Source organism: Mangrovivirga halotolerans (genome assembly GCF_026241165.1).
Classification (GTDB): Bacteria; Bacteroidota; Bacteroidia; order Cytophagales; family Cyclobacteriaceae; genus Mangrovivirga; species Mangrovivirga halotolerans.
Genome location: NZ_JAPFQN010000005.1, coordinates 1 through 25218 on the forward strand (window position 1 = coordinate 1; position 25218 = coordinate 25218).

At 34.1% G+C, this 25218-nt stretch carries 25 protein-coding genes; 15 read left to right on the forward strand and 10 right to left on the reverse strand.

All coding sequences use genetic code 11. The annotated features are described in order from the left end of the window. Positions 1–83 precede the first annotated feature (83 nt). Together OO013_RS07960 and OO013_RS07965 are read left to right on the forward strand one after the other, a co-directional pair. Positions 84–257, forward strand: a complete 174-nt coding sequence (locus OO013_RS07960) for a hypothetical protein (RefSeq protein ID WP_266056219.1) — start codon at positions 84–86, stop codon at positions 255–257. A gap of 495 nt (positions 258–752) precedes the next feature. Next, on the forward strand, positions 753–1136 hold the full coding sequence (locus OO013_RS07965) for a hypothetical protein (protein WP_266056221.1): 384 nt from the start codon (positions 753–755) through the stop codon (positions 1134–1136). Between the two features lie 70 nt (positions 1137–1206). On the opposite strand, the gene OO013_RS07970 is transcribed toward OO013_RS07965, so the two are convergent. Both OO013_RS07970 and OO013_RS07975 read right to left on the reverse strand, forming a co-directional pair. Further along, a complete protein-coding gene (locus OO013_RS07970; protein WP_266056223.1) occupies positions 1207–2202 on the reverse strand; it encodes a tetratricopeptide repeat protein in 996 nt (331 codons plus the stop codon). Positions 2203–2288: 86 nt separating this feature from the next. Continuing rightward, entirely contained in the window at positions 2289–2729 is a 441-nt protein-coding gene (locus OO013_RS07975; protein WP_266056225.1) for an LptM family lipoprotein, read from the reverse strand. Positions 2730–2816: 87 nt separating this feature from the next. Here OO013_RS07975 and OO013_RS20265 point away from each other — a divergent pair, with 87 nt between their 5' ends. The 9 genes from OO013_RS20265 (at position 2817) to OO013_RS08020 (ending at position 10731) form a co-directional block, all read left to right on the forward strand. Continuing rightward, on the forward strand, positions 2817–5324 hold the full coding sequence (locus OO013_RS20265) for an RHS repeat domain-containing protein (RefSeq protein WP_266056227.1): 2508 nt from the start codon (positions 2817–2819) through the stop codon (positions 5322–5324). A 2-nt stretch (positions 5325–5326) separates the two neighbouring features. After that, complete coding sequence (locus tag OO013_RS07985; protein ID WP_266056229.1) at positions 5327–6019, forward strand: hypothetical protein; 693 nt, start codon at positions 5327–5329, stop codon at positions 6017–6019. 323 nt (positions 6020–6342) lie between these two features. Then, complete coding sequence (locus OO013_RS07990; RefSeq protein WP_266056231.1) at positions 6343–6525, forward strand: hypothetical protein; 183 nt, start codon at positions 6343–6345, stop codon at positions 6523–6525. A gap of 56 nt (positions 6526–6581) precedes the next feature. Further along, a complete protein-coding gene (locus OO013_RS07995) occupies positions 6582–6752 on the forward strand; it encodes a hypothetical protein (protein WP_266056232.1) in 171 nt (56 codons plus the stop codon). Positions 6753–6887: 135 nt separating this feature from the next. Beyond that, a complete protein-coding gene (locus OO013_RS08000; RefSeq protein ID WP_266056234.1) occupies positions 6888–7766 on the forward strand; it encodes an RHS repeat-associated core domain-containing protein in 879 nt (292 codons plus the stop codon). Continuing rightward, complete coding sequence (locus OO013_RS08005) at positions 7766–8176, forward strand: hypothetical protein (RefSeq protein ID WP_266056236.1); 411 nt, start codon at positions 7766–7768, stop codon at positions 8174–8176. Before OO013_RS08000 ends, OO013_RS08005 begins: the two co-directional genes overlap by 1 nt. A gap of 300 nt (positions 8177–8476) precedes the next feature. Further along, on the forward strand, positions 8477–8827 hold the full coding sequence (locus tag OO013_RS08010) for a hypothetical protein (RefSeq protein WP_266056238.1): 351 nt from the start codon (positions 8477–8479) through the stop codon (positions 8825–8827). Positions 8828–9124: 297 nt separating this feature from the next. Then, the gene (locus tag OO013_RS08015) at positions 9125–9880 is read left to right on the forward strand and encodes an RHS repeat-associated core domain-containing protein (protein WP_266056240.1); all 756 of its coding nucleotides are present in this window, start codon (positions 9125–9127) and stop codon (positions 9878–9880) included. 71 nt (positions 9881–9951) lie between these two features. Next, positions 9952–10731 carry a hypothetical protein gene (locus OO013_RS08020; protein WP_266056242.1) on the forward strand — a complete coding sequence of 260 codons (780 nt, stop codon included), beginning with the start codon at positions 9952–9954 and terminating at the stop codon, positions 10729–10731. 2004 nt (positions 10732–12735) lie between these two features. Here the strand turns inward: OO013_RS08020 and OO013_RS08025 are convergent. Then, a complete protein-coding gene (locus tag OO013_RS08025) occupies positions 12736–13167 on the reverse strand; it encodes an LptM family lipoprotein (protein WP_266056244.1) in 432 nt (143 codons plus the stop codon). A gap of 200 nt (positions 13168–13367) precedes the next feature. Here OO013_RS08025 and OO013_RS08030 point away from each other — a divergent pair, with 200 nt between their 5' ends. Then, positions 13368–13823, forward strand: coding sequence for a hypothetical protein (locus OO013_RS08030; RefSeq protein WP_266056246.1), 456 nt, complete (start codon positions 13368–13370; stop codon positions 13821–13823). A 75-nt stretch (positions 13824–13898) separates the two neighbouring features. Here OO013_RS08030 and OO013_RS08035 read toward each other — a convergent pair whose 3' ends face one another. From OO013_RS08035 to OO013_RS08045, 3 genes are all read right to left on the reverse strand, one after another. Then, complete coding sequence (locus tag OO013_RS08035) at positions 13899–14204, reverse strand: hypothetical protein (RefSeq protein WP_266056248.1); 306 nt, start codon at positions 14202–14204, stop codon at positions 13899–13901. Between the two features lie 547 nt (positions 14205–14751). Beyond that, positions 14752–16401 carry a DUF8614 domain-containing protein gene (locus OO013_RS08040; RefSeq protein ID WP_266056249.1) on the reverse strand — a complete coding sequence of 550 codons (1650 nt, stop codon included), beginning with the start codon at positions 16399–16401 and terminating at the stop codon, positions 14752–14754. A 165-nt stretch (positions 16402–16566) separates the two neighbouring features. Further along, positions 16567–17181 (reverse strand): TetR/AcrR family transcriptional regulator, encoded by a 615-nt coding sequence (locus OO013_RS08045; protein ID WP_266056250.1) that lies wholly within the window; start codon positions 17179–17181, stop codon positions 16567–16569. Between the two features lie 399 nt (positions 17182–17580). Between OO013_RS08045 and OO013_RS08050 the strand changes: the two genes are divergently transcribed. The 3 genes from OO013_RS08050 (at position 17581) to OO013_RS08060 (ending at position 20360) form a co-directional block, all read left to right on the forward strand. Then, positions 17581–18504 carry a sensor histidine kinase gene (locus tag OO013_RS08050; RefSeq protein WP_266056251.1) on the forward strand — a complete coding sequence of 308 codons (924 nt, stop codon included), beginning with the start codon at positions 17581–17583 and terminating at the stop codon, positions 18502–18504. An 84-nt stretch (positions 18505–18588) separates the two neighbouring features. Then, the gene (locus OO013_RS08055; RefSeq protein ID WP_266056252.1) at positions 18589–18939 is read left to right on the forward strand and encodes a C2 domain-containing protein; all 351 of its coding nucleotides are present in this window, start codon (positions 18589–18591) and stop codon (positions 18937–18939) included. A 104-nt stretch (positions 18940–19043) separates the two neighbouring features. After that, positions 19044–20360, forward strand: a complete 1317-nt coding sequence (locus OO013_RS08060; protein ID WP_266056254.1) for an erythromycin esterase family protein — start codon at positions 19044–19046, stop codon at positions 20358–20360. Positions 20361–20412: 52 nt separating this feature from the next. Here OO013_RS08060 and OO013_RS08065 read toward each other — a convergent pair whose 3' ends face one another. The 4 genes from OO013_RS08065 to OO013_RS08080 form a co-directional block, all read right to left on the reverse strand. Next, on the reverse strand, positions 20413–20862 hold the full coding sequence (locus tag OO013_RS08065) for a DUF2267 domain-containing protein (protein ID WP_266056256.1): 450 nt from the start codon (positions 20860–20862) through the stop codon (positions 20413–20415). A 139-nt stretch (positions 20863–21001) separates the two neighbouring features. Beyond that, positions 21002–21832: a universal stress protein gene (locus OO013_RS08070; protein WP_266056258.1), complete on the reverse strand. Its 831-nt coding sequence runs from the start codon at positions 21830–21832 to the stop codon at positions 21002–21004. A gap of 100 nt (positions 21833–21932) precedes the next feature. Next, positions 21933–22190, reverse strand: coding sequence for a Rossmann-fold NAD(P)-binding domain-containing protein (locus tag OO013_RS08075; RefSeq protein ID WP_266056259.1), 258 nt, complete (start codon positions 22188–22190; stop codon positions 21933–21935). A 453-nt stretch (positions 22191–22643) separates the two neighbouring features. Next, positions 22644–25217 (reverse strand): cation-translocating P-type ATPase, encoded by a 2574-nt coding sequence (locus OO013_RS08080; RefSeq protein ID WP_266056261.1) that lies wholly within the window; start codon positions 25215–25217, stop codon positions 22644–22646. Between the last annotated feature and the right edge of the window lies 1 nt (position 25218).

Here is a 25218-nt window from a genome sequence, read left to right on the forward strand (position 1 = left end):
ATTCCCGCGATAGCGATAAGGTTTTCATTAGCACCGACCCCCGACCAGGATCACCGAAGGTAATCCTGCCTTAATTAAATTGAATGTTTAATCTGTTTCGTGAAGACACGAACCAGGGCATTTTTATTAAAATGATGCCTTCAAAACTGGATAACAAATCCAGGGATAAGGCTTCAGAATATCAAATCCTGATTAGCATCACTGAAGGCGATAAAATCGCCATTCTCATCCATCCTCGTTCCAAACGAGGACAATAAACTTCTCTGTAGGTAACATAATTAAAAGATGATGCATCGAGCTTGTTTAGCGAAGTGCAACACGGTTGTTTTTTAGACCATCGTTTGTAACGCTGAAAATACTGCTTCAAAGTGATTAAAATAACTTCATGAAAGATAGCTACTGTTCGACATTTGAAATGTTGAATAATTATCATAGGATCTACGATCCGAATAAATTAATTGGATTTTTAATAAATAATCTACTTTCATCGACCTTGTTTAGCGAAGCGTAACGAGGTTGTTGTTGAGATCAGGGTTTGAAACGCTGAAATTACTGCTTCATGGTAGTTTATAACTTCACAAATGAATGCTGCCGATCAAGATCACAACATAGGTAATTGTTCAGGTAATTATGGATTGAAAATCAAGGATAAGGCTTTAGAATTGAATACACTTAACTAAATTAATATATGCATATCTTCAGAGGAGAAGTTTTAAATAAATTATATTTGACGATCTCAATTAGATTTTTTTATGAAACAATTAATTTTTTTCTTAGGAATATCAATGTTTTTATTAGGCTGTGGTGATAGTAATTCTTCATGCATTGATTCTGAATATGAATTGATATTAAATGGGTATTCTAAAACAAAAGAAGGCTATTATTTTGAGAATGATTCTATTGGTATAACCATTTTTGATGTTAAGGATGGAGAAATTGTTAAAAAGTATATCAATGCAAAAAAGTACAAAACCTTAAATGAATTCGAGAAATTTAATGGTTATAAATCCATAAATGATTCTTTGATATTACTTACTGCTGACGGATTGATATATGAATTAACCATTTTTGAGAAATTCATCTCATTGACCCATGAAAGTGATAGTTGTTATAATTTAAATAACCCAGTTAATTAGAGAAATCTATTTTTTTACCTCTGAGAATAAATGAATGATATTTAAAACTATTTCCAGATAAATAAACACATTAATTGCAATATACTTGATACAAGGAGTCAGATTCAATGTTACCCTGATTTCTGGAAATATTTAATTGTTTACATGCAGACTCCATATCGTTTAATTCAATTAATATCCTTCCAAGAATATATGAGCCTGTATAAAGGTCGTTTGTTTTGTTTATGTATTTTTCAGTATAATTTTTAGCAGAATTTAATTCACCTCTTTCTAATTCAATATTTCCAAGTACTAAATATAAATCATTGTTTTTTGGGTCAATATCCAAAGATTTTTCCAGGTGGTATTTGGATGAATCAATATTTGATGTCTTATAAAAATAAAGTCCTAACTCCTGATTTGTAGCAGCATCATTTGGATTTAATTTATTGCTTTTCTTTAAGTATTTGTAAGCAGAATCTAGATTTCCAGATCTTATAAAAGTCATTGCCATCAATCTTAAATTATCAGCTTTACTTGATTCAAATTCTAATGCTTTTCTAAAATCAAAAAGGGCCGAATCATAGTTATCAGTATTTATCGCATATATATAGCCACGTTGGGTATAAAACTGAGGATTTGAAGGAAAAGTTTTTACACCATGGGATAAAATATTTATCGCTTTATTATAATCTTCTTTGTTGTAGGCTAATGTAGCTCGAGAAAAGATTAGTTTTTCTAAATTATAATCTAATTTATAAATATCACTCTTCGTTTCGAAATGAATTATAAAATTGTTGTATTCTTTATCTTCTAACTCTAAATGAAGATCATATAAAATAATTAGAGCTGTCTGTTTAAAATCTGATGAGTCAAGAAGTGAAGTATTTATGTCTTTAATATTCACCACAACTTCACTTTCATCTTCAAATTTTTCTATCGTATAACTATTTGTTCCAGTTATATTTGTAATTGTTTCTTCGAAATCGCTGGAGATCTCATTTTTATTACAACCAACTAAAATAAAAACCAGGTTTATTATAGAAATATAGTATGAGATCTTATGGATTTCTGAAGTTTTCGACATGGTTCAGTAGTTAATTTTGTCCCTGTTTTGATGAAGAATTAATATAGTTAATTATAAATAAAAAAGCCCCGCAGGGCTTATTTTAATTATATCGATGAATCTAAATTGAATTCCGTATAACTTTTACAAGCTCCAGGATCTGTTACATCATGTATTCTTAAAGTATTATTATCAATCAATTCAAATCTTGTGTCTACGTCAATGTTCAAATCTGAATAATCCATATATACATTTGTTTCGTTAGAAACTGAATATGAGCCATTATATGTATTAGTAACTCCATTTTCAATAACAGTTAAAATGAAAGTTCCGTTTCCATTGAATGTTAGTTTTCGACAATAAGTTTCATTACACTGTAAACCTTTCTCGTAATTGTCAACTTCATTTGGACAGTCATAACTCACAGTTTTTATTGAGTTCCAGGTTTTATTATCCCATTCGTACACCTTTGGTTCATCATCCCCACCACAAGAAACCAGCGAGAATACCATTGTTAATACAGCAATAGCTGAAAAAATCTTTTTCATAATCTTTCTTTTTAGTTAAAAATTGTTGCTCTTTATTTGATGGTGCTAAAGTAATATTACATTCGATTATTATTTACTTAGTGTTTTGTGATTTCTTACACTGAAATTACATTAATAGTTATAATACGTTTAAATGTTGTATTATTCAGCTATGACATTGCAAGCAACTTAAGAGAAACAGTAACTGCAAACCTGAGAGAATCTGGCGGAGCAGTAACTTACGAGTACGATTACAATCGATTAGAAAAGATCATTTATCCGGAAAACCCTGAAAACAATGTGACTTATACCTATGGTGAAGCTGGTGCAGACAATTACCCTTCAGGTAGGGTAGTTCTTCAGGAAGATGCTTCCGGAGCACAAGAATTCTTCTACGGTCCACTAGGAGAGGTGATCAAGAATATTCGTACAGTAATCATTCCTGGACATACTGAGCAGACTTATGTGACCGAGTGGGAGTATGATACCTGGAATAGATTAATGTCAATGACTTACCCTGATGGTGAGAAAGTAGAATACACTTATAATGCAGGCGGTTTACTTCGGAGCATGAAAGGGAAGAAGCAAGGGTACAAGTTCAACTACGTGGAGCAACTAGGCTATGATAAATTTGGTCAGCGAGTGTTCTTAGAATACGGTAATGGAACTAAGACTACCTATTCTTATGAAGAAGACCGAAGAAGACTGAAGAATATGAATGCCAAGACCAGCCAGGGTCGCGACATGATGGATAATGTGTATGAATACGATAAGGTAAACAACATATTGAGCCTGACAAACAGAGCGGCAGTTCCATCAAGTGACCTGATGGGTGGATCGTCAACATACTCATACGAATATGATGATCTGTATCGTTTAGTATCTGCAGAAGGTAATTATACCGGAAGCAACGAAAAACATCGATACAACCTGGAAATGGAATACAATACCGTTGGTGGAATCTTAAGAAAAAACCAGACTCATGAGCGCAGCGGTGGTGAAGGTGATAGTTGGGTGACACAAAAGCGTACCACCTACGATATGACTTATGAGTATGGCAAGGAACAGCCAAATGCTCCGGTACACATTGGTGACAAGTCATATCAGTACGACCTAAACGGAAACCTGACAGGCTGGACCCACGATGTTAGTGGACAAAGAAGAAACATTGTTTGGGATGAAGAAAACAGAATCCGCTCGATCATGGACAATGGAGCAATCCATCACTATGTGTATGATGCATCCGGAACAAGAGTATTAAAAGGTAAAAGCCAGGGACAGGCAGTTTACAAAGACGGGAGCCATAGGTCAGGTTCAGGAAATATGGGTAACTTTACGGTATATGTGAATCCATACATCGTGTTAAGAAGCGGAAGTTATACAAAGCATTATTATATCGAAAGCCAGCGAATAGTAAGTAAGCTGGGAGGTGGTTATGATGATGCAATAGAAAACCGAGCTGCTGGTGGAGACAAAGTAGACTATGGTGCCAAGAACGGTAAAGTATGGGACGGCATCGTTAAGAACCTGAAATTCTTAGGCGAGAACGGAGAAATTTTAACAGCCGGTAAGAGCGGTAAAATTCCTCCAGGGCAGCTTAACGGCAAAGGAGGAAATAGTGGATCAGCATCAGAACCATTCCAGTACTACTACCACCCGGATCATCTGGGTAGCTCAAGCTACATCACCGATGCAAGTGGAGAAGTATACCAACACCTGGAATACATGGCCTTCGGAGAAACCTTTGTTGAAGAACACAGCAACACAAATAGAACTCCATACCTTTTCAATGGTAAAGAACTGGATGAAGAAACAGGATTGTATTACTATGGAGCTAGGTATTATGATCCTAAAACATCTATTTTTGAATCAATCGATAGGTTTGCAGAGAAATATCCTGGATTATCTAATTATTCTTATGCAGCTAATAATCCAGTAAATTATATTGATATAAATGGCGATTCTACATTTGTAGTACAAAGAGCAGATGGAAAATACCAAGTTGTAGGAGGGAATTTACAAGGTGATGATAATGGTATATATACTGTTGATGATAAAAAATTGATTGGTTATTCTGCGACGCCTGAATCATTTTACTTTTCTGAAAAAGATGAATGGATGGGGGTTATTGATCCAAATGATAAATCAGGGAAGAGATTTTTGAATGAACAGATATTAAAAGCGAATTTAAATGAAGCTGAATATGCAATACATGGATATGGGAAACAGAAGTATGATTTTAAAAGAACAAATGGAACATCTGAGTTGAAATTTAATAAACCTGAAGAATTTTATAGAGGTATGCCAATTATGGGTGATCATGATGGGTTGCCAATTTATGCTTCAGGAAGAGATATTGGCAATATTGCTGCTGGTTATGTTGCAGGAAGGAATGGAAATAGTTGGTTTACAACAAGGTTACTTTTTGATGGTTTAGAATCATTTCAAAAGGGATCTTTTTCTTCCGAATCTACTTCATCCCAGTATGCGCAGAAATTAGGACATAGTTTAGGTTTTCAAATCTTTGAAAAGGCTGAATTAAGTAGAGTTCCAGGAAATGGCCATTTAAATAGAAAACAAATAAATATGAACATTATTACAAAAAGCGGATTATAAATATGAAATATTTATATATAATAATATTCGTAATATTTATTATTAGTTGCTACAAAAGTAAAATTGAGAAAGGTTATCAAGTTGGGACTCTGATAACAAAAAAATCATTTAAAGATTTTGATCAAATTTATTTCACTAAGGATGGTTTTTTAGGTTTAGTTAATGAAGAAAAAGATTGGGATTATATTAAAACATATTTAATTCTTGTCAATAATGATGGGGAAATATTAGATAATACTATTTTTTATTCAAACTATATTGACTCTATATCTAATGATACTATATATGCAAGGGGAATAAGCGATAAATTAAAACGAAAAAAAAATAATTACGATTCAGTATTTTTTAAAAAACATTTGAAATATAAAAAAATAAATAAAACTTCAATTAGAATAAGAAATAAGTTTTTAAAAGATGTTGTATTTAATAATGATACTTTGATACTAAATTGTTTGATTTCAGAAGATGAATTTTATGGGTTCAGATATCCAAATAATACTAAAAACGGACCTTTGCAAAAGAAAGAAATACTCGTTAATATTAATAAGATTTATATAGATAAATCTGAGAATATTTTAATTATTAAATACGTTAAAGATAATAAATACATTATTGATGAAATTACTGTAAAAGATGAAGATATAATTGACAATATATATAATTATTATTTTCTTTATAAAACCTCGATTTTTTGAAAGGTTTCCAGAAGTTAAAGGTAGGATCATAAATTGTATGAAGTATGGCGAAACTGTAAATTCAGATTTTTAATGAAATGCAGGGATTATAATCCGGTTAAAATATTGAAATGAAATATTTAAAATTTTAAGCTTCCAGATTTTTCTGGAAGCTTTTTTCTTCAACCCAGAACAAAAGTATTAAAAGGTAAAAGCCAGGGACAGGCAGTCTATAAAGACGGTAGCCACAGAAGTGGTTCCGGAAATATGGAGGACTAAGCGTTAATAATATGTCCAGTGGACATATTTAGCGAAGAACCAGATTGCAGGGCAGGTAAAAACTAATGTTCTTTATTTGTTTAATCAGAAGCGGAAGTTATACCAAGCACTATTATATTGAAAGCCAACGAATAGTAAGTAAGCTAGGAGGTGGTTATGATGATGCAATAGAAAACCGAGCTGCTGGTGGAGACAAAGTAGACTACGGTGCCAAGAAAGGAAAAGTATGTGGAGGGCCGAGCGTTTAAAAAATGTCCTGTGAACATTTTTTAGCGAGGAGCCAGGTCGCAGAGTGGAAAAGAACGTGAAATTCTTAGGCGAGAACGGAGAGATATTAACAGCCGGTAAGAGTGGTAAAATACCTCCAGGGCAGCTTAACGGCAAAGGAGGAAATAGTGGATCAGCATCAGAACCATTCCAGTACTACTACCACCCGGATCATTGGAGGACCGAACGTTTAGAAAATCTCCTGTGAAGATTTTTAGTGAGGGGCCAGGCTGTAGGGCAGGAGCTACATCACCGATGCAAGTGGAGAAGTATACCAGCACTTAGAAACCGAGGAACGAGGTTCGCGAACTCCTTAAAAAATAAACACAACAGTGAGCAATACATGGCCTTCGGAGAAACCTTTGTTGAAGAACACAGCAACACAAATAGAACTCCATACCTCTTCAATGGTAAAGAATTAGATGAAGAAACAGGGTTGTATTACTATGGTGCAAGGTATTATGATCCTAAAACCTCTATTTTTGAATCGATCGATAGGTTTGCAGAGAAATATCCTGGATTATCTAATTATTCTTATGCAGCTAATAATCCAGTGAATTATATCGATATTAATGGAGATTCTGTTGATTATTCAAGTATGTCACCTGAAGATCAACAAATTGCGCAAAACAAAATTAATGAATTCAGAAAGCAAAGTGAATCATTTGATTTTGTGATGAATAAATTAGAAAACTCTAAAACAATATATAAAGTCAATTTGGATCCAAGTAGTGACGTTAACGGATACTTTAATCCGAAAGAAAATTCCATTAATTTTAAATCTCTTGGAGCCATTGATCAATCTTCAGCGACTGTTGAAGAATTTTTTCATGCTTTTCAATTTGATATTAGTTATGTTTATCCAGGAGTAGGTTCTTCCAATAGAGAGTTTGAGTCAAAATTATTTAAGTTTTTGTTTAATGATGAAGTTTCTAAAAGTACTGATAATCCTAATTATATTCCTTTTGTACATGAGACTGGAATGGATAATTTAAATAAAGATTATATGTTTGAAAAAAGCCCATTGATGAACGGTGCTGCTTTGAATTTCAGTTGTGAAAATCTTTCCTCAAAAGAATTTTATAATTATTACCAAAACAATTTGACAAATTTCGTGAAGACTTGGAGAGAGTCTGGGGTTAAAGCTCCGTCATATACATCAAACCCGTCTAGTCATGGTCCAAATGCTATTATTTATATCAGAAGTAAATTAGGTAAATAATGAAAACAATAATATTTATATTTTCTTTATTAACTCTCTTTGGTTGTGTAACAAAAGGTCAGAAAATAAGTAATTCTATTGATTGTAGTAATCTAAATAGAAACCTAATTGCTGAAACATTAATGGAACAATTTGGAGAGAATTGGGTGACAGATTTTAATGAAATTAATGGTGAAATTATTATTGGTTTGAGGAAATCATCAGGTAATATCTTCGTTGATAATAATTTTTTAAAACTTAAAGGGATTAGTCAGGAAGAATTCAATAAATTTTGGGAGAAACTTAATAAAGATCATATTTGCATTTCAAATGATAATCCTGAATTAAAAGAGGCCGATTTTCTAAAGTTATGGGAAAATGGAAAATTGCTTTATATAGTTTATTATTCAAATAGTAATGCTAAAAATTAGATAATATGTTGCTATTTGGAATTTAGCGATAGCGTAACTTCAGGATTTTAATGAAATGTAGGGATTGTATTCCTTCAAATTATTGAAATGAAACATTTAAAATTTTAAGCTTCCAGACTATTCTGGAGGCTTTTTTCTTCAACCCAGAACAAGAGTATTGAAAGGCAAAAGCCAGGGTCAGGCAGTTTACAAAGACGGTAACCATAGGTCAGGTTCCGGAAATATGGAGGATTAAGCGTTAATAATATGTCCAGTGGACATATTTAGCGAAGGGCCAGATTGCAGGGCAGGTAAAAACTATTGTTCTTTATTTATTATTTAAGAAGCGGAAGTTATACCAAGCATTATTATATCGAAAGCCAGCGAATAGTAAGTAAGCTCGGAGGTGGTTATGATGACACCATCGACAAACGAGCTGCTGGTGGAGATAAAGTAAACTACAGTACAAAAAGTGGTAAAATATGGGATGGCATAGTGAAAAACCTGAAATTCTTAGGCGAGAACGGAGAAATTTTGACAGCCGGTAAAAGTGGTAAGATTCCTCCGGGACAGCTTAACGGTAAAGGAGGAAGCGGATCAGCATCTGAACCATTCCAGTACTACTACCACCCGGATCATTGGAGGACCGAACGTTTAGAAAATCTCCTGTGAAGATTTTTAGTGAGGGGCCAGGCTGTAGGGCAGGAGCTACATCACCAATGCAAGTGGAGAAGTATATCAGCATTTTGAAACCGAGGAACGAGGTTCGCGAACTCCTAAAAAAATAAACACAACAGTGAGCAATATATGGCCTTCGGAGGGGGTGAGCGTTTAAAAATGGTCTGGTAAACCATTTTAGCGAGCAGCCGGGTTGCAGGGAGGGCGTTGAAGAACACAGCAATACAAACAGAACTCCATACCTCTTCAATGAGGGCCAAGTGTTAAGAAAATGTCCAGTGGACATTTTTAGTGAGGAGCCAGGCTGCAGGGCTGGAGCTAGACGAAGAAACAGGGTTGTATTACTATGGAGCAAGGTATTATGATGCTAAAATAAGTAATTTTATCTCCACAGATCCAATTATAAAACCGCATGAAAGTGTTTATGCTTCCTTTTCTAATAATCCAATAAGGTTCATAGATCCGGATGGAAGAGATACTGTTGATATAAACAAGAATTCAGAGGGAATTTGGGAAATTTCGAAAGTTCAATTAGCAAAAGGAGATGATATTTTTAGAGTTAACGATGGGGAAAATACAAAAACATATACTTTTTCAGAAGGAGAATATGGAGAAAGAGTGAATATGCTTAACCTTGAAAATACTGATAAATATACTTTAGGAGTGTACCATATCTCTGGAGTAAAATTTAAAGAAGGAAGAGTTGGTTATTTTGTGACTCCTGGAGGTAGTGCAAGTACAAAAGTCGGTTCAAATAAAAGACTACCTGCTGATATTTACCAATTGCAAGAATCTCCAGCGGGAACTCAATGGCAACAGGTGTGGGTTACAAATGGAAATGCGAATGGTGATGTTAGCGCTCGAGGCATAAAAATACATTTTGCAGGTAATACTCCTTCAAACTGGACTCAAGGTTGTTTCGTGATTTCAAGTAGTTATACAAAAAAAGGTGGGAATATCAGGTATGATTTTGAACAATCTAGGGTTGCTCTTATGTTATTAGATTTTCACCTAGGTGCAAACTCTATTTATATATATGCCTCATAAGTATAATAACACAGGCCGAATAGGAGCTAAATTCGATAAACCAGTTTTAGATCATAAATTAATTTTGAAAGATGGATATTAAAAAAGTTATAGGATTTAAGTTATTAATTTTAGTTTTGTGTTCATGTAATGGCCAAACCGATAATTTATCGACAGAAGTTAAAACTGATGACTCAATAGAAATTGAATTTAAAAAAGGTCAAATTATTTTTAGCACAAGTAATCGTGATTGGGAATATGAAACAATTAGATTATATCCTGGTGATAATTCAATAGATAGTGTCAAGTTAAAGGAAATCTTAAAAAGAGATGTGGTTAGTATTGAAAAATCAAAGGATACAATTTTCGCATTTTTTAATAATGAAAAACTAGCTAAAGTTGATAATAAATGTCTTCCGAAAATTGATTTAGCTCTTTTGCAAAATTATTATCCTAAATTTTATAATGTTTCTATTGAAGATGATATTCCAAATCATATTTACTTAAAAAATGAAAAAGATTTTTTGCATTTAACTCAACATGATGAAGAATATACTTGGGAAAAAGCAATTATTACTGATACATTATTGTCAATTTTAGATTTAAAGGTTGGGTTGAATAAAGATGAAGCTATCAAAGCGTTAGGTTTACCTAAATTGTCTTATCCTGATAACTTTAATTTAATCTTGTGCCAAGCCACGGAGCCTTCAAAAATTTGGTATAAAAAGTTAATAGAAACATACGGGCTTAATAAACATACTTATTTGAAAGATGTTTTTGCGAATCAAATTTTGGTAAAATTCTCAAAGAATAAAATTGAATTAATTAAAATAAGTCCATGGATTCCATATATAGGTTTAGATGAAAAGTGAGGAGTTGATTTATTTTATTGAGTTGTCTGAAATTTAGTATCATTATTATCTCAGATTTATAATAAAAATCAGGGATTGTTCCCTAGATTATTTATCCCTTTAGTTGATAATTTAAGATTTTATGCTTCCAGGTTTTTCTGGAAGCTTTTTCTATGCATCATTTTTTATCAATGTTTTTAAGTTCTTTCTAAATCAATTAACTTTTCTGTATCAAAAAACATCAAATTATAAGTGAGTAATTCGGTGAGTTAATATTTTAAAAAGTTTATAAGTCATTGAAAATAAGCGGGTTTAAGAGTAGGGTTTCAATCCTGCCACCCCGACAATGAAAACCCAGCACAAATGTGCTGGGTTTTGTTGTTTTAAGACCAAGCCAAATTTTACTTGAGCTTGTGCTTAAAACAACAAAATCATTCCCGCGATAGCGGGATGGGTTTTCATTAGCACCGCCCCCAAACCAGGATCACCGAAGGTAATCCTGTCATAAATAAAAAGGCTGGTTAATCTGTTTCGTGGAGACACGAACCAGGGCTGCAATAGATTTATGATCCAAGCTTGCTTGAGCTAGGATGCTATAAACAACAAAACAATTCCGCGATAGCGGGATGGGTTTTCATTAGCACCGACCCCAAACCAGGATCACTGAAGGTAATCCTGCCTTAATTAAATTGAATGTTTAATCTGTTTCGTGGAGACACGAACCAGGGCTGCAATAGATTTATGATCCAAGCTCGCTTGAGCTAGGATGCTATAAACAACAAAACAATTCCGCGATAGCGGGATGGGTTTTCATTAGCACCGACCCCCGACCAGGATCACTGCAAGGTAATCCTGCTATTAAATAAAAAGAATGTTTAATCTGTTTCGTGGAGACACGAACCAGGGCTGCAATAGATTTATGATCCAAGCTCGCTTGAGCTAGGATGCTATAAACAACAAAACAATTCCGCGATAGCGATAAGGTTTTCATTAGCACCGACCCCCGACCAGGATCACCGAAGGTAATCCTGCCTTAATTAAATTGAATGTTTAATCTGTTTCGTGAAGACACGAACCAGGGCTTCATCGGATTTATAAGCCAAGCTCGCTTGAGCTTGACGGGCATAAACAACAAAACAATTCCGCGATAGCGATAAGGTTTTCATTAGCACCGACCCCCGACCAGGATCACCGAAGGTAATCCTGCCTTAATTAAATTGAATGTTTAATCTGTTTCGTGGAGACACGAACCAGGGCTTCATCGGATTTATAAGTCAAGCTCGCTTGAAATTGGTCAGTGCAAACAAAAAAATATATCGCGATAGCGGGATGGGTTTTCATTAGCACCGACCCCAAACCAGGATCACCGCAAGGTAATCCTGCCTTAATTAAATTGAATGTTTAATCTGTTTCGTGAAGACACGAACCAGGGCTTCTTATGAGATAATCAATTTTAATCAATCATAGTCATTTCAACTCTCAATCTTCGCTCTCTTTACTGTTTTATCGACCTTGTTTAGCGAAGCGTAACGAGGTTGTTGACGAGGTCAGCGTTTGTAACGCTGAAATTACTTCTTCAAGATAGCTTATAACTTCATAAATGAATGATGCTGCTCAATGTCATGACATAGGTTATTGTCCTGGTAATAATGGATAACAAATCCAGGGATAAGGCTTCAGAATATCAAATCCTGAAGAGCATCTATATATCGGTAATTTTCATTTTTTAAAGCTGACCCATAAAGGAAGGATGCTGTTCGACATTTGCAATGTCGATAATTATCATAGGATCTACGACCCGAATAAATTAATTGGATTTTTAATAAATAATCTACCCAAAAGACATACAACGAATAACTGGTAAAAGTGAACGAACGGCTAGGCGGATTATATCAGAAATAAAGATTTCTCTAAATAAAAAAGAACATCAGTACATTACAATTGAAGAAGTGTCAGAATATCTTGGGATAAAGAATGAAATACTTTTTGATTATATAGATTAAAAAAAGCCCCGAAGGGCTTTGATTAGTTGACTACTTTTGAAAATTCATAATATTCTTTACAGAATCCATCTCGCTGGCTTCCATAAAATTTTAATGTATTTGCATCAAGCATCTCAAATTTAGCTTTCATGGTTTGTCCATCATCAAAATTGAAGACAAGGATATTACCGCTTTCTACATTATATTTTCCAGGATTATTGAACGGTTCTGAAGCAGCAACTCCGTAATAAGTGAAGTTTCCATTTTCAAAGCTGTAATTCCAGCAATTTAAACTTGTACAAGATTCTTCAACATCTTTATTATGAGCAATATCAGGACATTCATATACGACTTCTCTGGTTAATGTCCAGGTGTGACCTTCAAATCCATATACCTGCGGTTCATCATCCCCACCACAAGAAACCAGCGAGAATACCATTGTTAATACAGCAATAGCTGAAAAAAACTTTTTCATAATCTTTCTTTTAGTTAAAAAATGTTTGCTCTTTATTTGATGGTGCTAAAGTAATATTACATTCGATTATTATTTACTTAGTGTTTTGTGATTTCTTACACTGATATTACACTTATAGTAATAATGCGTTTAAAAATATTGAGATTTAAAGGTATCGGCTCTAATTGTGAAAAATCATTCAGAATTTATAATAAAAATCAATGTATAGAATTAGCTTCATATTTGTATTCCTATTAATTTTTTTATGCGAAAAACATGATAAGAAACCTGCTTTATTCCAGCCATCGTATCCTGGCTCATATGAATCTTTAATGGATTTGGGATTTAAAAGAGAAAAAGGAGTCGATATGGAAATGCTGTCATATTCAAATAATGATACAGTAATATCATATGACTATGGCTATGATACTGAGAATATACCTTCTTTAATATGGACGTTTAAACTAAAAAAGGATCAGTGGAAAAGAAAATTAACTGATTTATTCAATTCTAATAAAGTGTATTTATATATTCCAAATGACGTGTCTTCAGTTGAAATTGGAAATCAATTTTGTATAATTGACTATAATCAAAATTTTTATTTCTGTTTATTAGAAGCAGAAAGCGAAAATTATTTAAATGTGAATATCATTTATCATCCTCAGACCTTCGATTAATACATAGAGGATGTTTGTGGGATACCGCCAGGTGAATTATTTACATTGGCTAAACGCTAGATTTAAATAGGATTATTACTCACCAAGTTTGATGTTACTATACAAATTTGTCGTTGCCTCTTTAAGTTTTGCTTCTGGTAAAAACTCGTTAGCAATAGTTAATATAGCATGCAGGTTATCTCGTAATCTGTCCAATTTAATTTCTTCCGGATTTACAGATGTTTGTAGGAGATGAAGAGCCATATCGGCAAGTAACAAGCGTTGTTTTTCCAGCCATGCCTCATCCTGTTTAGTTGCCGGGTGATCCAGGTAGCTTGTTTCTACCTGGTTATGTAGTTCCCAACTTATTTTTATCATTTCCTCTCTTTCTTCAGTAGTCATATGTCGATCTTATATTAAAAAAAATGGCCATCGTATTTTTAATCAAAGGTTTTATTCCCGGAACAGATGTTTCTCATAAATTTAAAGCCTGTGATATTCTGATTTTAAACGAGGTCAATTTTGCAGGGTTTCATTGATGATTTTTTAATGTCTAAAGATATTTATAGAATTAATCTGGAGTACGTAATGGTTCCTGACTTTTTTATAAGACTAAACCTGGTTTTCAAATCCAGGGATAAGGCTTCAGGATAGAGCAAGTCAAAAATTGATTCAGGCACAAGCACGAGGCTCTTACCAGTATGAAAAAGCTGCTTCTGCTTGCTTGTGTCTCCACAAGCAAGGTGTTATTTGCTTTTACATTTCAAGTGGAGACACTTGAAATCAGCGGCTGGGATTAATTAGCAGATCGACATTTGCAATGGCGAACTATTATCATAGGATCTGTGATCCGTAATAAATGAGAAAAAGAATTCTATATTCTTAGCATTTCATAAAAAAAGCCAGCATAAATTAATATGCTGGCTTTCTCTATAATGAATTTAAAGTATTATAATCCTAATACGTCTGTTCCCTGGTTAAATCTGATATCTACAGGAATACCTGCTTCGGTTACTTTGTCTAAAGCATTTTGCAATTCAGGACTTACACTTCCTTTTTCTTCGAAAAGTACTGTAACGCCTTCATAATCACCATCTCCCTGTAAAGTCAGGATCTTTTCTGATAGTGAATTCATTGCTTTTTGGAAATTATCGAAGTTAACTGAGTATTTACCTGTTTCTTCATCAAATTTAAACGCATCCATTTCCTGGAAATAGTTGAACCTGATCATATTCGCCTGGCCATGTGCACTTGAAGCACCAAATCTTACTGATCGGAATATTCCTGCCATAAAAGTAACATAGTAGTCCATCAAATCACCTTCTATTTCGCCTTTTTCATGCAGTTTAGTTACCATATATAAACCTAAAATATCTGCTTTACCTTCTTCAAGAGCTGAACCTTTCTCCTTAAGTGCTGCTCTAACCGTTCCTTTTCCATTAATGGTATTCTTAATACCAAGGCCGTGTGCTACTTCATGAAACATAGTATTCGCAAAAAATGCATCAAAAGTAATGTGCTTTCTCTGATCTTCACTGACCAGCTCCTCAGAAATTGGCACTAAAATCTTATCAAATTTGGCCTTCATAGCATTTTTAAGCTGTAAACGCCTCGATCCTTTTTTTAATTGAACACGCTCGTCGTTAGGCAAGTTGATCGCGATAGTTTTACTTCCCGCATTACAATCTCCGGCATAATAAATTACATCATAAGCATTAAGCTGAGATGAAGTACCCGGCATTTCTTTTTTATATTCATCAGCTACAGGTAATCCTTCCTGTAACTCAGGTAAAAAAGAAGCAAACTTTTCTAATCTTTCACTCCATGATTTGTCCTTTATCAAAACATATGCTTCGTGTGCTGAACGGTAATTGTAAAGTTTGTCTTCATAATTCTCAATAGGTCCGATAACAACATCAATAGTGTTATTCGTCATGTCCATCCAAGCCATATCCGAATCCAGGTATTCATCATCTAACAGGGCATCAGCTCGCAAAGTCAGGTATTTTTTAAGTCCTTCTTCTTCAGCTAATTCGGCTGCTTGCCTTAACAGGTCAGCTGCCTTTGTAACTTCTTCTTTAAAAGCAACATGATAGGGCTCCAGGTATAGCTCTCCGTTTTCGTTCCTTCTGACGAAAGAATACTGACCTTTCTTATTAGGCTCGTCCCATTGCTCAAATTCTTCTTTGGTCATATCTTCAGGGTAGAACTGAGCACCTGCAGGTTTAGGGCCTACACCTTCCACAAATGGTTTATCGTTGTTTAAGCGTTCCCATGGACCGTAATTAATTTCTGCATAGGTTTCTTTGGGTTCATCCAGGCGGGACAATAATTCTTCTTTATTACCATAAGCTTCCTTCCAGAATAGCTTATCCATGATTTGAGATGCCTCAATAAGTAAAGGAATCATCTTTTTTTGATTTTCACTTAGTTCTGAAAGGTCAGTTGTCAGAGTGACCTTGGCAAAATCATTTACTTTCTTTTGTATCGGATCAACTGTGGTTGTGTCTGTGGTAATTTCTTCCTGATCTTGATTTTCGGATTGTGACCCACAAGCAAAAAGACCGATGAAAAGTCCTGTATAGAGTAATTTTTTCATGTTCAATAGGGGTTAAAAAATTTAGTTCTGAAAAATACATTAAAAAAAGTAGTGAATCAATTTTAACAGTAGGTCTTGGTTATATTCGATATAAAATATTATACTCAGAAATAGCGGAAGTTAATATTTGTGCAAGGTTTGATTTATTGAAATCATTTACCTTTATCATTTTATGTTTAAGTATTTATTGAAATTTTCGTTTAGGAATCTTACTCCATTTAAAGAAGATATTCCATACATAAAGTTTTTTATTAATTCAGTATATGCTAGTCCTGAAATGATCTTAGAAGGAGGGAAAATCTGAGTGGACAAAGACTTCATTGATAATTCTATAAGATATTTAGCTAAAATATCAGGATTTATATTATCCCTGAAATCCCCCTCAATCTTTCCGTTTTCTAGCATTTTAATAAACCATTTTTCCAGAACCTCTTGAAAAAACGTATCAATCAATAAATAAATGTCCGGTTCATATTTGATCAGATCATCAGTCATTCCCGGATACAAATTTTGAACGTGCCTTGTATAAATATAACCTTTAAACTCGAGTAATTTGCTTATTGAGGAGCTGTTTTTTTCTTCAAGCTTTTCTATGAATTGTTTATCTCTTTCTATTCCTTGTTCAACCATTTTTTTTATTAATATGGTTTTGTTAGGATAGTGTTGATAAAGTGTTTTAGTGGAACACCCTAATTCTCTGGCTATTCTTTCCATTGGAATAGCTCTGAATCCATAAATAGTAAATAATTCAATAGCCTTAAATAATATTCGGTTTTTCATTGGGTTAAAAATAAGGAAAATATAATAATTTTTAAATTTTCCTTACTACTTTAGCATTGAGAAAAAGAATTAGCAGGGTAATGTTGATGTTTTATAAAGTAGTGCATTCCAATATAACTCGTTGTAGTTATTTAGTTTTAATAGTTCGTAATCAACTAATTTTTTATTCTGGTTAGTGATTTTTATATAAATATTCTCCCGAGTTTTGTGGGTTTTGTTTATCTGTTAAATATAGATTAAAACCCTGGTTGCTTTTGGTGAAAATATATACAGGTCTATTTTTTCAATTAGCAATTTTAATTACAAGAGCCAATTTCAGTATAATCATCAAATATGAAAATTTAAATAATCTTCAGGCAGGTAAATGCTGCCTATTTTATTGTTATAAAATAATTCAGGATGAAAATTAAAGGGTACAAAATATTTATAATTGGTTTGTTAGCTTCATTGATTGTGATAGTTAGCTCTTTATATCTAATTGGGAATCAATTTTTATTAAAAAATGAATTCACCTACCATCTTACGAAAGAAATCATCATAATTTCAATGTTTATTTTATTGCTTGGGACATTAACAGTCTGTTGCTGGTTTAAGTCCAGAAAGATTAAAGTAAACGAAGAAAATGTTATTAGATTGGCGAAAGTAAATGAAGATAAAAACAGATTAATCAATATTTTATCCCATGATATCCGTCAACCAATTAAAACATTTGAAACTATTCTAAATGCTGTACAAAAAGGGTATGTAAATAATACTGAGTTTGATAAATATTCAAACTATGTTAAGAATCAACTTATGCCTGTTCAGCTGATGGTTGATGAATTATTATTTTGGTCAACAGACCAGCTCAATGGGTTAAAAAGCAACCCTACAGTTATAAATCTTGAAAAAGAAATCAACGAAATATTAATTCAATTAGAACAAAGTTACATACTAAAAAATATTAAAATATATAAAAATTTTGAAGGAAAAGTTGCTTTTTCGGATCTGAATCATTTTAAAATTATTATCAGAAATATAATTCACAATTCAATAAAATATTCACCCCCGGGATCTACAATCCAGCTAGACATAAATGAAAAAACGAATAGCACAACCTTAACCGTTTCAGACCAGGGTAAAGGAATGTCCGATGATCAGATATTTCAAATTTTAAATCAGGAAATGTCATTGGATAGGGCAGGTACCTTAGGAGAAGAAGGCATGGGCATAGGCCTGACATTTTGCGTTCATCTGCTTAGAATGAATAAGGGTAGTATAGAAATTAATAGTGAGATAAATAAAGGAACTACCATTACGATAGATTTTCCTAATAGTCACTGATGGAAAAACCCCTATATCTAATCATGATTTTTGTCATTAATTATTAATGATTTTCTGGTTAAATTTATACTAATCAATACAGTGATGGACGATAAACTAAATATCCGTATAGATTTAATCAGAAAGGATACTAAAGAACCTTTAAGAGGAGACGAATTTCGTGTTGAGTTTTACGATGAAGACCTGATCAAAGATGATTTCCTGGGTGAAACCAGACTTGATAACTTTGGTCATGCTTCAATAAGTATCTACAATAAGAAGTTCAGATCTTTAGACTCTCCAGCTGAGTCAAAACCTGATATTTTTTTCAGGGTATTTCAAAATGAAAAAGAAATTTATAAAAGCCCTGTCTTCAAAAATATTCAGGTAAAAGAAGTATCGAACTATTCCGATTCAGGAGGTTTGGATGTCGACTTGGGTACATTTTTGATCTGATTAAATGCTAATAATCTATATACTTCCGGTCTTATGATTTTCCGGAAGAGGGAGGGTATTTATTAAAATCAGAAACTCTCAAATTATAATTAACCAGACTACCCATGTTAACTAATCATAAGAAAGCTGAAGAAATAGTCAATAAAGTCAATAATGAATCTCATCCGTTGGAATCTGGCAAAGACCTTGACCCATTTATTGAACAAATAGGTGATGCAAAATATGTATTGCTTGGTGAAGCATCTCATGGAACTCATGAATATTATACCTGGCGAACAGCAATCAGTAAGCGATTGATTGAAGAAAAGGGGTTTAATTTTATTGCTGTTGAGGGGGATTGGCCAGATTGCTACAGACTAAACCGATATGTAAAAAATTATTCTGATTCTGGGAAAAGTGCATTGGATGTTTTGCGTGGTTTTAACCGATGGCCAACATGGATGTGGGCGAATTGGGAAGTTGTGGCTTTAGCTGAGTGGCTGGAAAAGCATAATAAAAGGTTAGCGGTTAATAAAAAAGTAGGGTTTTATGGTCTTGATGTTTATAGTCTGGGTGAATCATTGGAGGCTATATTAGACTATTTACAACAGGAAGATCCCAAAGCTTATGATACTGCCAGGAAGGCGGCATTTTGTTTTGAACCATTTGGTTATGAAGGCAGTGACTATGCAAGGCATACCCGACTGGTGCCTGAATCGTGCGAAAACGAAGTAGTTGATTTATTAAAAGAGATTCGGGAAAAGATACCCCAGTATAATACAGATCACGAAACGGTATTTAGTACCGAACAGAATGCCCATGTAGCGGTAAATGCCGAACATTATTACCGAACAATGGTCTCCGCCGGACCAAAATCATGGAACATTCGCGATCATCATATGACCGATACACTTGATAGATTAATGAATTTCCATGGAGAGAATGCGAAAACAATTGTATGGGAACACAATACTCACATTGGAGATGCACGAGCAACAGATATGGCCAGACATGGATTGATCAACGTTGGTCAGCTGGTAACAGAACGAAATCCTGAAGATGATGTGGTAAAAGTTGGCTTTGGTTCATACAAGGGTAGTGTGATTGCTGGCCGCGAGTGGGGTGACGTAATGAGGGAAATGAACTTGCCAAAAGGAAAAACAGGTAGTTGGGAAGCTATTCTTCACCAGTCAGGTGCCAATGACAAACTTTTAATTATGAATGAATGGAAAGGCGATCCACTGTTTGAACAACAGATTGATCACCGGGCAGTGGGTGTGGTTTATCATCCGGAAAATGAAAGTTATGGAAATTATGTACCCACAATTATTCCATATCGTTATGATGCATTCATTTTTATCGATGAATCCAGGGCTCTTCATCCTTTACATATAAAACCAGATGGACATGAAATGCCTGAAACCTATCCTTGGGGAGTATGATAGAATTTGAAAATAGGATTAAAGAATTTGGTCATTCAAATATTATAATTCATTAGTTTTTGTTCGCCAGCTCTCTTCCAAAAAGAGGATACAGATCTTCTGGCATTGTTAATAGGATATCCTTGAATTCACCTGGGGATATATGATTTCTTAAAACTTTAAGGACAGCTTTTACGGCATTTTCACCATCTTTAGCTGTTTGAATGTCATGATGACCGGCAGGGTAATCCTCATAAATCACCTTTTTAACAAACTCTTTAACCGTCTTTATGCGTTGAGGTTTGCTGCTGTATTTCCAGCCATCTACATACATAGCTTTTAATACGAAAGGCAGTTGGGCTATGAGGTGAAACGACTCTTCAACAGTTAATCGATCACGAAGTGCATGCAAAGTAGATCTTAACATGCGGTTTGAGAGATCTGTGTTCTCCGGAAGGCCAAGTTCCCTGGCTATTTCATGCAATATCTGGTTTCCTTTTGCTGCATATTTATTAAAGTTCATGATTGTGTTTTTTATGGTTATTTATGTTCTCTTGTTTTTTATTCAAGTCGAAATTAAGGCAGGTTTTGCTTTAGTATTTCACCTGCCTTAACTAATCATTGCTCTGCTAATTCAGTGTTTTACCATAGGTGTATATCATTTAATTAATATTCAGACATAATAGTGGTATTTCCAGATGATCAAAGATTTCTTCGATGGTGTTGCCATGGTATAGGCGATGATCATTGTTTTTACCTTTTGTTTGCATCGCTAACAAATCTCCTTTTTGCTTACTGAAGTTTGCTAAACCGCGTTCGAAATTTTCACAATTGTAAATTTCAAATGATTTCACAAGATCACTCCCTTCTTCCTCAAAAGGTTTGATTTTTAACATGATTTCATCAGTACTCAGAAATGTAAATGGAGTATTGATATAAACCATATGTATTTTTGCGCCTATTTTCCTGGCAAAATTCAATAGCCACTTAAAGCCCACGAGTGCTTCCTGCTTAAAATTAGAAGCAAAGACTATATTTTTAATTTTATATTTATCTTTTAAAGTTTTAACTACAAGTACAGGAGTTGAAGCCCTGTGGACTACTTTTTGTGTATTTGAACCAATAAAGAAACCTTTCAGGCCTTTGCATCCATGTGAACCCATTACGATAAGGTCTGCACCCTGTTCCGTTGCAAATTTGGAAATATGATGAGCGCCATTATTATAATGGAGAAATGTTTTATTTGTTATACCTGTTTTATCTGTGTGATCTGCCAGTTCATCTAATGAAAACCTGGCTTTTCTGACTTTCTTAGTAATATCAGGATATATTTTATCCTGATCTTCATCTTTTAGGTTTAGCCAGTCAAAAGGAATGCTGGTAGTATGAAGAAACAGAATTGAAGAATCTGTTTTTTTGGCGATTAGCTCAGCCACTTTTATACCTTGTCCTGCACATTCTGAGAAGTCGGTAGGAGCTACTATCTTTTTCATGATCGTAGATTTAAAAGTTTATTTAATAAGTGCGCTGTATCGCCTCCATCTTTAATCAATTTTTCCGCATGAATAAATTATGATTCATCGCTGGTAAAATTTAAATATCATCTGGTTCTCGTGTCACTATTGGGATGTAGCGCACCAATTTTTTGTTTTCTTCAAATTCACCTTCTAAAATTTTCAGGTGATTTTCTACCATCGGTGTCCATATAAAACCCGGATGGACTGAATTTGCTTTGATATAATTGGTAGCATAAATCAAGGCTTCTGTTTTGATCATTTGAATAGCTATTGTCCGCTCTAAATCAAGATCCCTGACAGTTATTACTGCAATTTTATTTTTTAGCCTTTTCATTGTCTTAAATTTTATGGGTTTTAGCTGATTAAATGGTGAATACAATTGAAATCGCTTTTAATGAATTTGATCTATTCAGTTAGGTGAGACATGAATATTGATCAGAAGGAATTCGATTCTGTATTATCGTATTTAGCTTGAAGGGTAAGACATCTACTTTTTCTCCGGGCTTCGCGAAAATCTTTTTATTTTTTGGTGGGTGTCTTTAATGGTACTCTCAGGCTATTTTTCGAATCAGTATCGACATATTGTTAACTTTGATTTTCACCGCCAAAACAAGGTTTTATAAGTCTTATTTTGTAGTAATAAAGTTATTTCTTTAAATGGGTATTTACTATGACTGGAGTCACATATATTGATGATTTCAATCAATAATTTGAGCTAAATAAGGAATTAACCAGAATCCTCAATATTGTTATTTGTAACTCATTTTTTAGTCTGGTTTTCAACCTCTTATTTAACTATTTTCAACAGTTTAAGTGGTCTGATAATTATCAATGGAATTAAACTGGCTCCAATTATGTAAAGCCAAATTTCTTTTTCTAAAACACCTATTTCAAGAACCTCTTTTAAGAAAGGAACGAAATAAGTCAAAAACAGAAGAATTATGCAGAATACTATAGCCAACCATAAATGCAGGTTCTTAACTATTTCGTTTTTAAGGAGATTATCCCTGCGATCTATCAGGTTAAATGGATGCCAGAGTTGGGAAAATGCAAGGGTATAAAATGCAATGTTATTACTGGTTACAACATCATGTTTAAAATAAAATATACTGATATAATATAAAGCTAGTATACTGATGGTCATAGTTGCCGAATAAACAACTATTGAAATCCAGTTTTTCCTGGATAATATAGCGTCATCAGCATCCCTGGACTTGTATTTCATTATAGACGGATTTCCTTCACCCATTCCAAGGGCTAATGATGGAAACACATCTGTAACCAGGTTTAGAAATAAGATTTGCAAGGGTAATAATGGAAGTGACACATTGGTAAAAGCTGCTATGGCCACGACCATTATTTCGGTCAGGTTACATGACAGTAAGTAGATGATAAAGTTCTTTATATTCTTAAATATGGTGCGGCCTTGTTTAATAGCTTTTACAATTGATGAAAAGGAATCATCTTGCAATACCATATCTGCGGCATCTTTGGCTACCTGGGTACCTCTTACACCCATTGCAATGCCGACATCTGCTTTCTTAAGTGCCGGGGCATCATTTACACCATCGCCAGTCATTCCAATTACTAATCCTTTCTTTTGAAAATGGTTTATGAGATTAAGCTTTTGCTCAGGTGTAACCCTTGAGAATATCAGTGTATCATCAAGTTTTTTGCTATCAGTTACTGTGAAATCTTTTCCGTGAATTACATTAATTTTATCATTATCTTGAAATAAACCAATTTGTTTAGCTATTGCTTTAGCTGTTTCAGAGTGGTCACCGGTGGCCATGATTACTTTTATTTCTGCTTCATGGCATTCATGGATAGACTGTTTTACATCAGCACGTGGTGGATCGAGAAAGCCGACCAATCCAAGGAATATTAAATCCTGATCATAGTTCTGATCAGAATTATTAGGCTTTTTAAAAGCAAATCCCAATACTTTAAGGCCTAAAGAAGATAAGTTGTTTGTTTTATCGAGCCACTGATCCTTTACTAACTTATTTAAAGGTCCTGGGCCATTTTTACTGTCAATGAATTGACAAATTTCAAGAATTTCAGCTGGACTTCCTTTGGCAGTTACGAAATAACCGGAAGATCCCTGATATAAATTGGCCATATACCGACTTGTGCTGTCAAAGGGTTTTTCATCCACTTCATGCCATTCATCCTGAGCGTTATCTATAAAAAGGCTGTCCTGTTCGTTTACATATTTTAATAAAGCAGTTTCAACCGGATCACCAATGGCTACGCCTTTATCATTAATTGATGCATTATTGCATAGAACGGCCACTAATTTTAATATAGGTGAGGAGTCATTATTAGATAAGTGGACTTCTTCTACCTTTAATTCGTTTTCAGTTAATGTCCCTGTTTTATCAGTGATGATGACATCTGTTTCACCTAATGTCTCTACAGCAGCAAGTTTTTTTACAATTACATTTGATTGGGCAAGCCTTAGCATTCCTTTTGCTAAAGAGATAGTAGCCACAATAGGGAGACCTTCAGGAATTGCGGCAACTGCAAGTGCAATCGCTGTTTCCAGCATGATATGTAATTGGTTTCCCCTAATCATTCCTACAGCAAAGAAGGGGATGATGATTATTATAGTCAGCCAAATAAGTTTTCGACTAAAAACATTCAATTTTTTATTGAGCGGAACTTCATCTTTTTGCGCCTCTTTGACCATTTTGGAAATAGTGCCCACCTCGGTGTTCAATCCTGTCCCGGTAACAACTGCTCTGGCATTACCTCTGCTAATTGATGTGCCTTTAAAAACCATATTTATCCGGTCAGCCAAAACGGTTTCTTTATCTAAAACCACCCCTTCATCTTTTGATACTGAAATGGATTCTCCCGTCAGTGCAGATTCATTAACTTCCAGAGAAGCCAGTTCAATTAATCGGGCATCAGCCGGAATTATGTTACCCGCTTCCAAGACAATAACATCACCGGGAACCAGATCTCTGGCATCAATTTCCTCTACATTACCATTTCTGACTACCAAAGCATAGATTTTATCAAGCTTACGGAGAGCCTCCATAGAACTAATTGCATGAGCCTCGAGGATATAACCGATAATCGCATTGATCACAATGACTACAAAAATTGCTATTGACTCTGCGTAATCTCGAAAAAGTAAAGAAATCACAGCAGCTCCGAATAATAGGAACACAATAGAATTTTTAAACTGGTGGATAAATATGGTGAGTTTGGAAACTTTTTGATGGTCAGGCATTTCATTGTGACCATATTTTTCCAGTCTATGAACACATTCTTCTTTTGTAAGTCCTGCAGGGCTCGATTTAAGTGTGGTTATTACTTCTGAGGCTGAAGAAGCATGTGGGTTAGTGACCATC

Coding starts and splice junctions, on each gene's coding strand:
- OO013_RS07960 (WP_266056219.1), top strand. CDS start 84: ATGTTTAATCTGTTTCGTGAAGACACGAACCAGGGCATTTTTATTAAA.
- OO013_RS07965 (WP_266056221.1), top strand. CDS start 753: ATGAAACAATTAATTTTTTTCTTAGGAATATCAATGTTTTTATTAGGC.
- OO013_RS07970 (WP_266056223.1), bottom strand. CDS start 2,202: ATGTCGAAAACTTCAGAAATCCATAAGATCTCATACTATATTTCTATA.
- OO013_RS07975 (WP_266056225.1), bottom strand. CDS start 2,729: ATGAAAAAGATTTTTTCAGCTATTGCTGTATTAACAATGGTATTCTCG.
- OO013_RS07985 (WP_266056229.1), top strand. CDS start 5,327: ATGAAATATTTATATATAATAATATTCGTAATATTTATTATTAGTTGC.
- OO013_RS07990 (WP_266056231.1), top strand. CDS start 6,343: ATGTTCTTTATTTGTTTAATCAGAAGCGGAAGTTATACCAAGCACTAT.
- OO013_RS08000 (WP_266056234.1), top strand. CDS start 6,888: ATGGCCTTCGGAGAAACCTTTGTTGAAGAACACAGCAACACAAATAGA.
- OO013_RS08005 (WP_266056236.1), top strand. CDS start 7,766: ATGAAAACAATAATATTTATATTTTCTTTATTAACTCTCTTTGGTTGT.
- OO013_RS08020 (WP_266056242.1), top strand. CDS start 9,952: ATGGATATTAAAAAAGTTATAGGATTTAAGTTATTAATTTTAGTTTTG.
- OO013_RS08025 (WP_266056244.1), bottom strand. CDS start 13,167: ATGAAAAAGTTTTTTTCAGCTATTGCTGTATTAACAATGGTATTCTCG.
- OO013_RS08030 (WP_266056246.1), top strand. CDS start 13,368: ATGTATAGAATTAGCTTCATATTTGTATTCCTATTAATTTTTTTATGC.
- OO013_RS08035 (WP_266056248.1), bottom strand. CDS start 14,204: ATGACTACTGAAGAAAGAGAGGAAATGATAAAAATAAGTTGGGAACTA.
- OO013_RS08040 (WP_266056249.1), bottom strand. CDS start 16,401: ATGAAAAAATTACTCTATACAGGACTTTTCATCGGTCTTTTTGCTTGT.
- OO013_RS08045 (WP_266056250.1), bottom strand. CDS start 17,181: ATGAAAAACCGAATATTATTTAAGGCTATTGAATTATTTACTATTTAT.
- OO013_RS08050 (WP_266056251.1), top strand. CDS start 17,581: ATGAAAATTAAAGGGTACAAAATATTTATAATTGGTTTGTTAGCTTCA.
- OO013_RS08055 (WP_266056252.1), top strand. CDS start 18,589: ATGGACGATAAACTAAATATCCGTATAGATTTAATCAGAAAGGATACT.
- OO013_RS08060 (WP_266056254.1), top strand. CDS start 19,044: ATGTTAACTAATCATAAGAAAGCTGAAGAAATAGTCAATAAAGTCAAT.
- OO013_RS08065 (WP_266056256.1), bottom strand. CDS start 20,862: ATGAACTTTAATAAATATGCAGCAAAAGGAAACCAGATATTGCATGAA.
- OO013_RS08070 (WP_266056258.1), bottom strand. CDS start 21,832: ATGAAAAAGATAGTAGCTCCTACCGACTTCTCAGAATGTGCAGGACAA.
- OO013_RS08075 (WP_266056259.1), bottom strand. CDS start 22,190: ATGAAAAGGCTAAAAAATAAAATTGCAGTAATAACTGTCAGGGATCTT.
- OO013_RS08080 (WP_266056261.1), bottom strand. CDS start 25,217: ATGGTCACTAACCCACATGCTTCTTCAGCCTCAGAAGTAATAACCACA.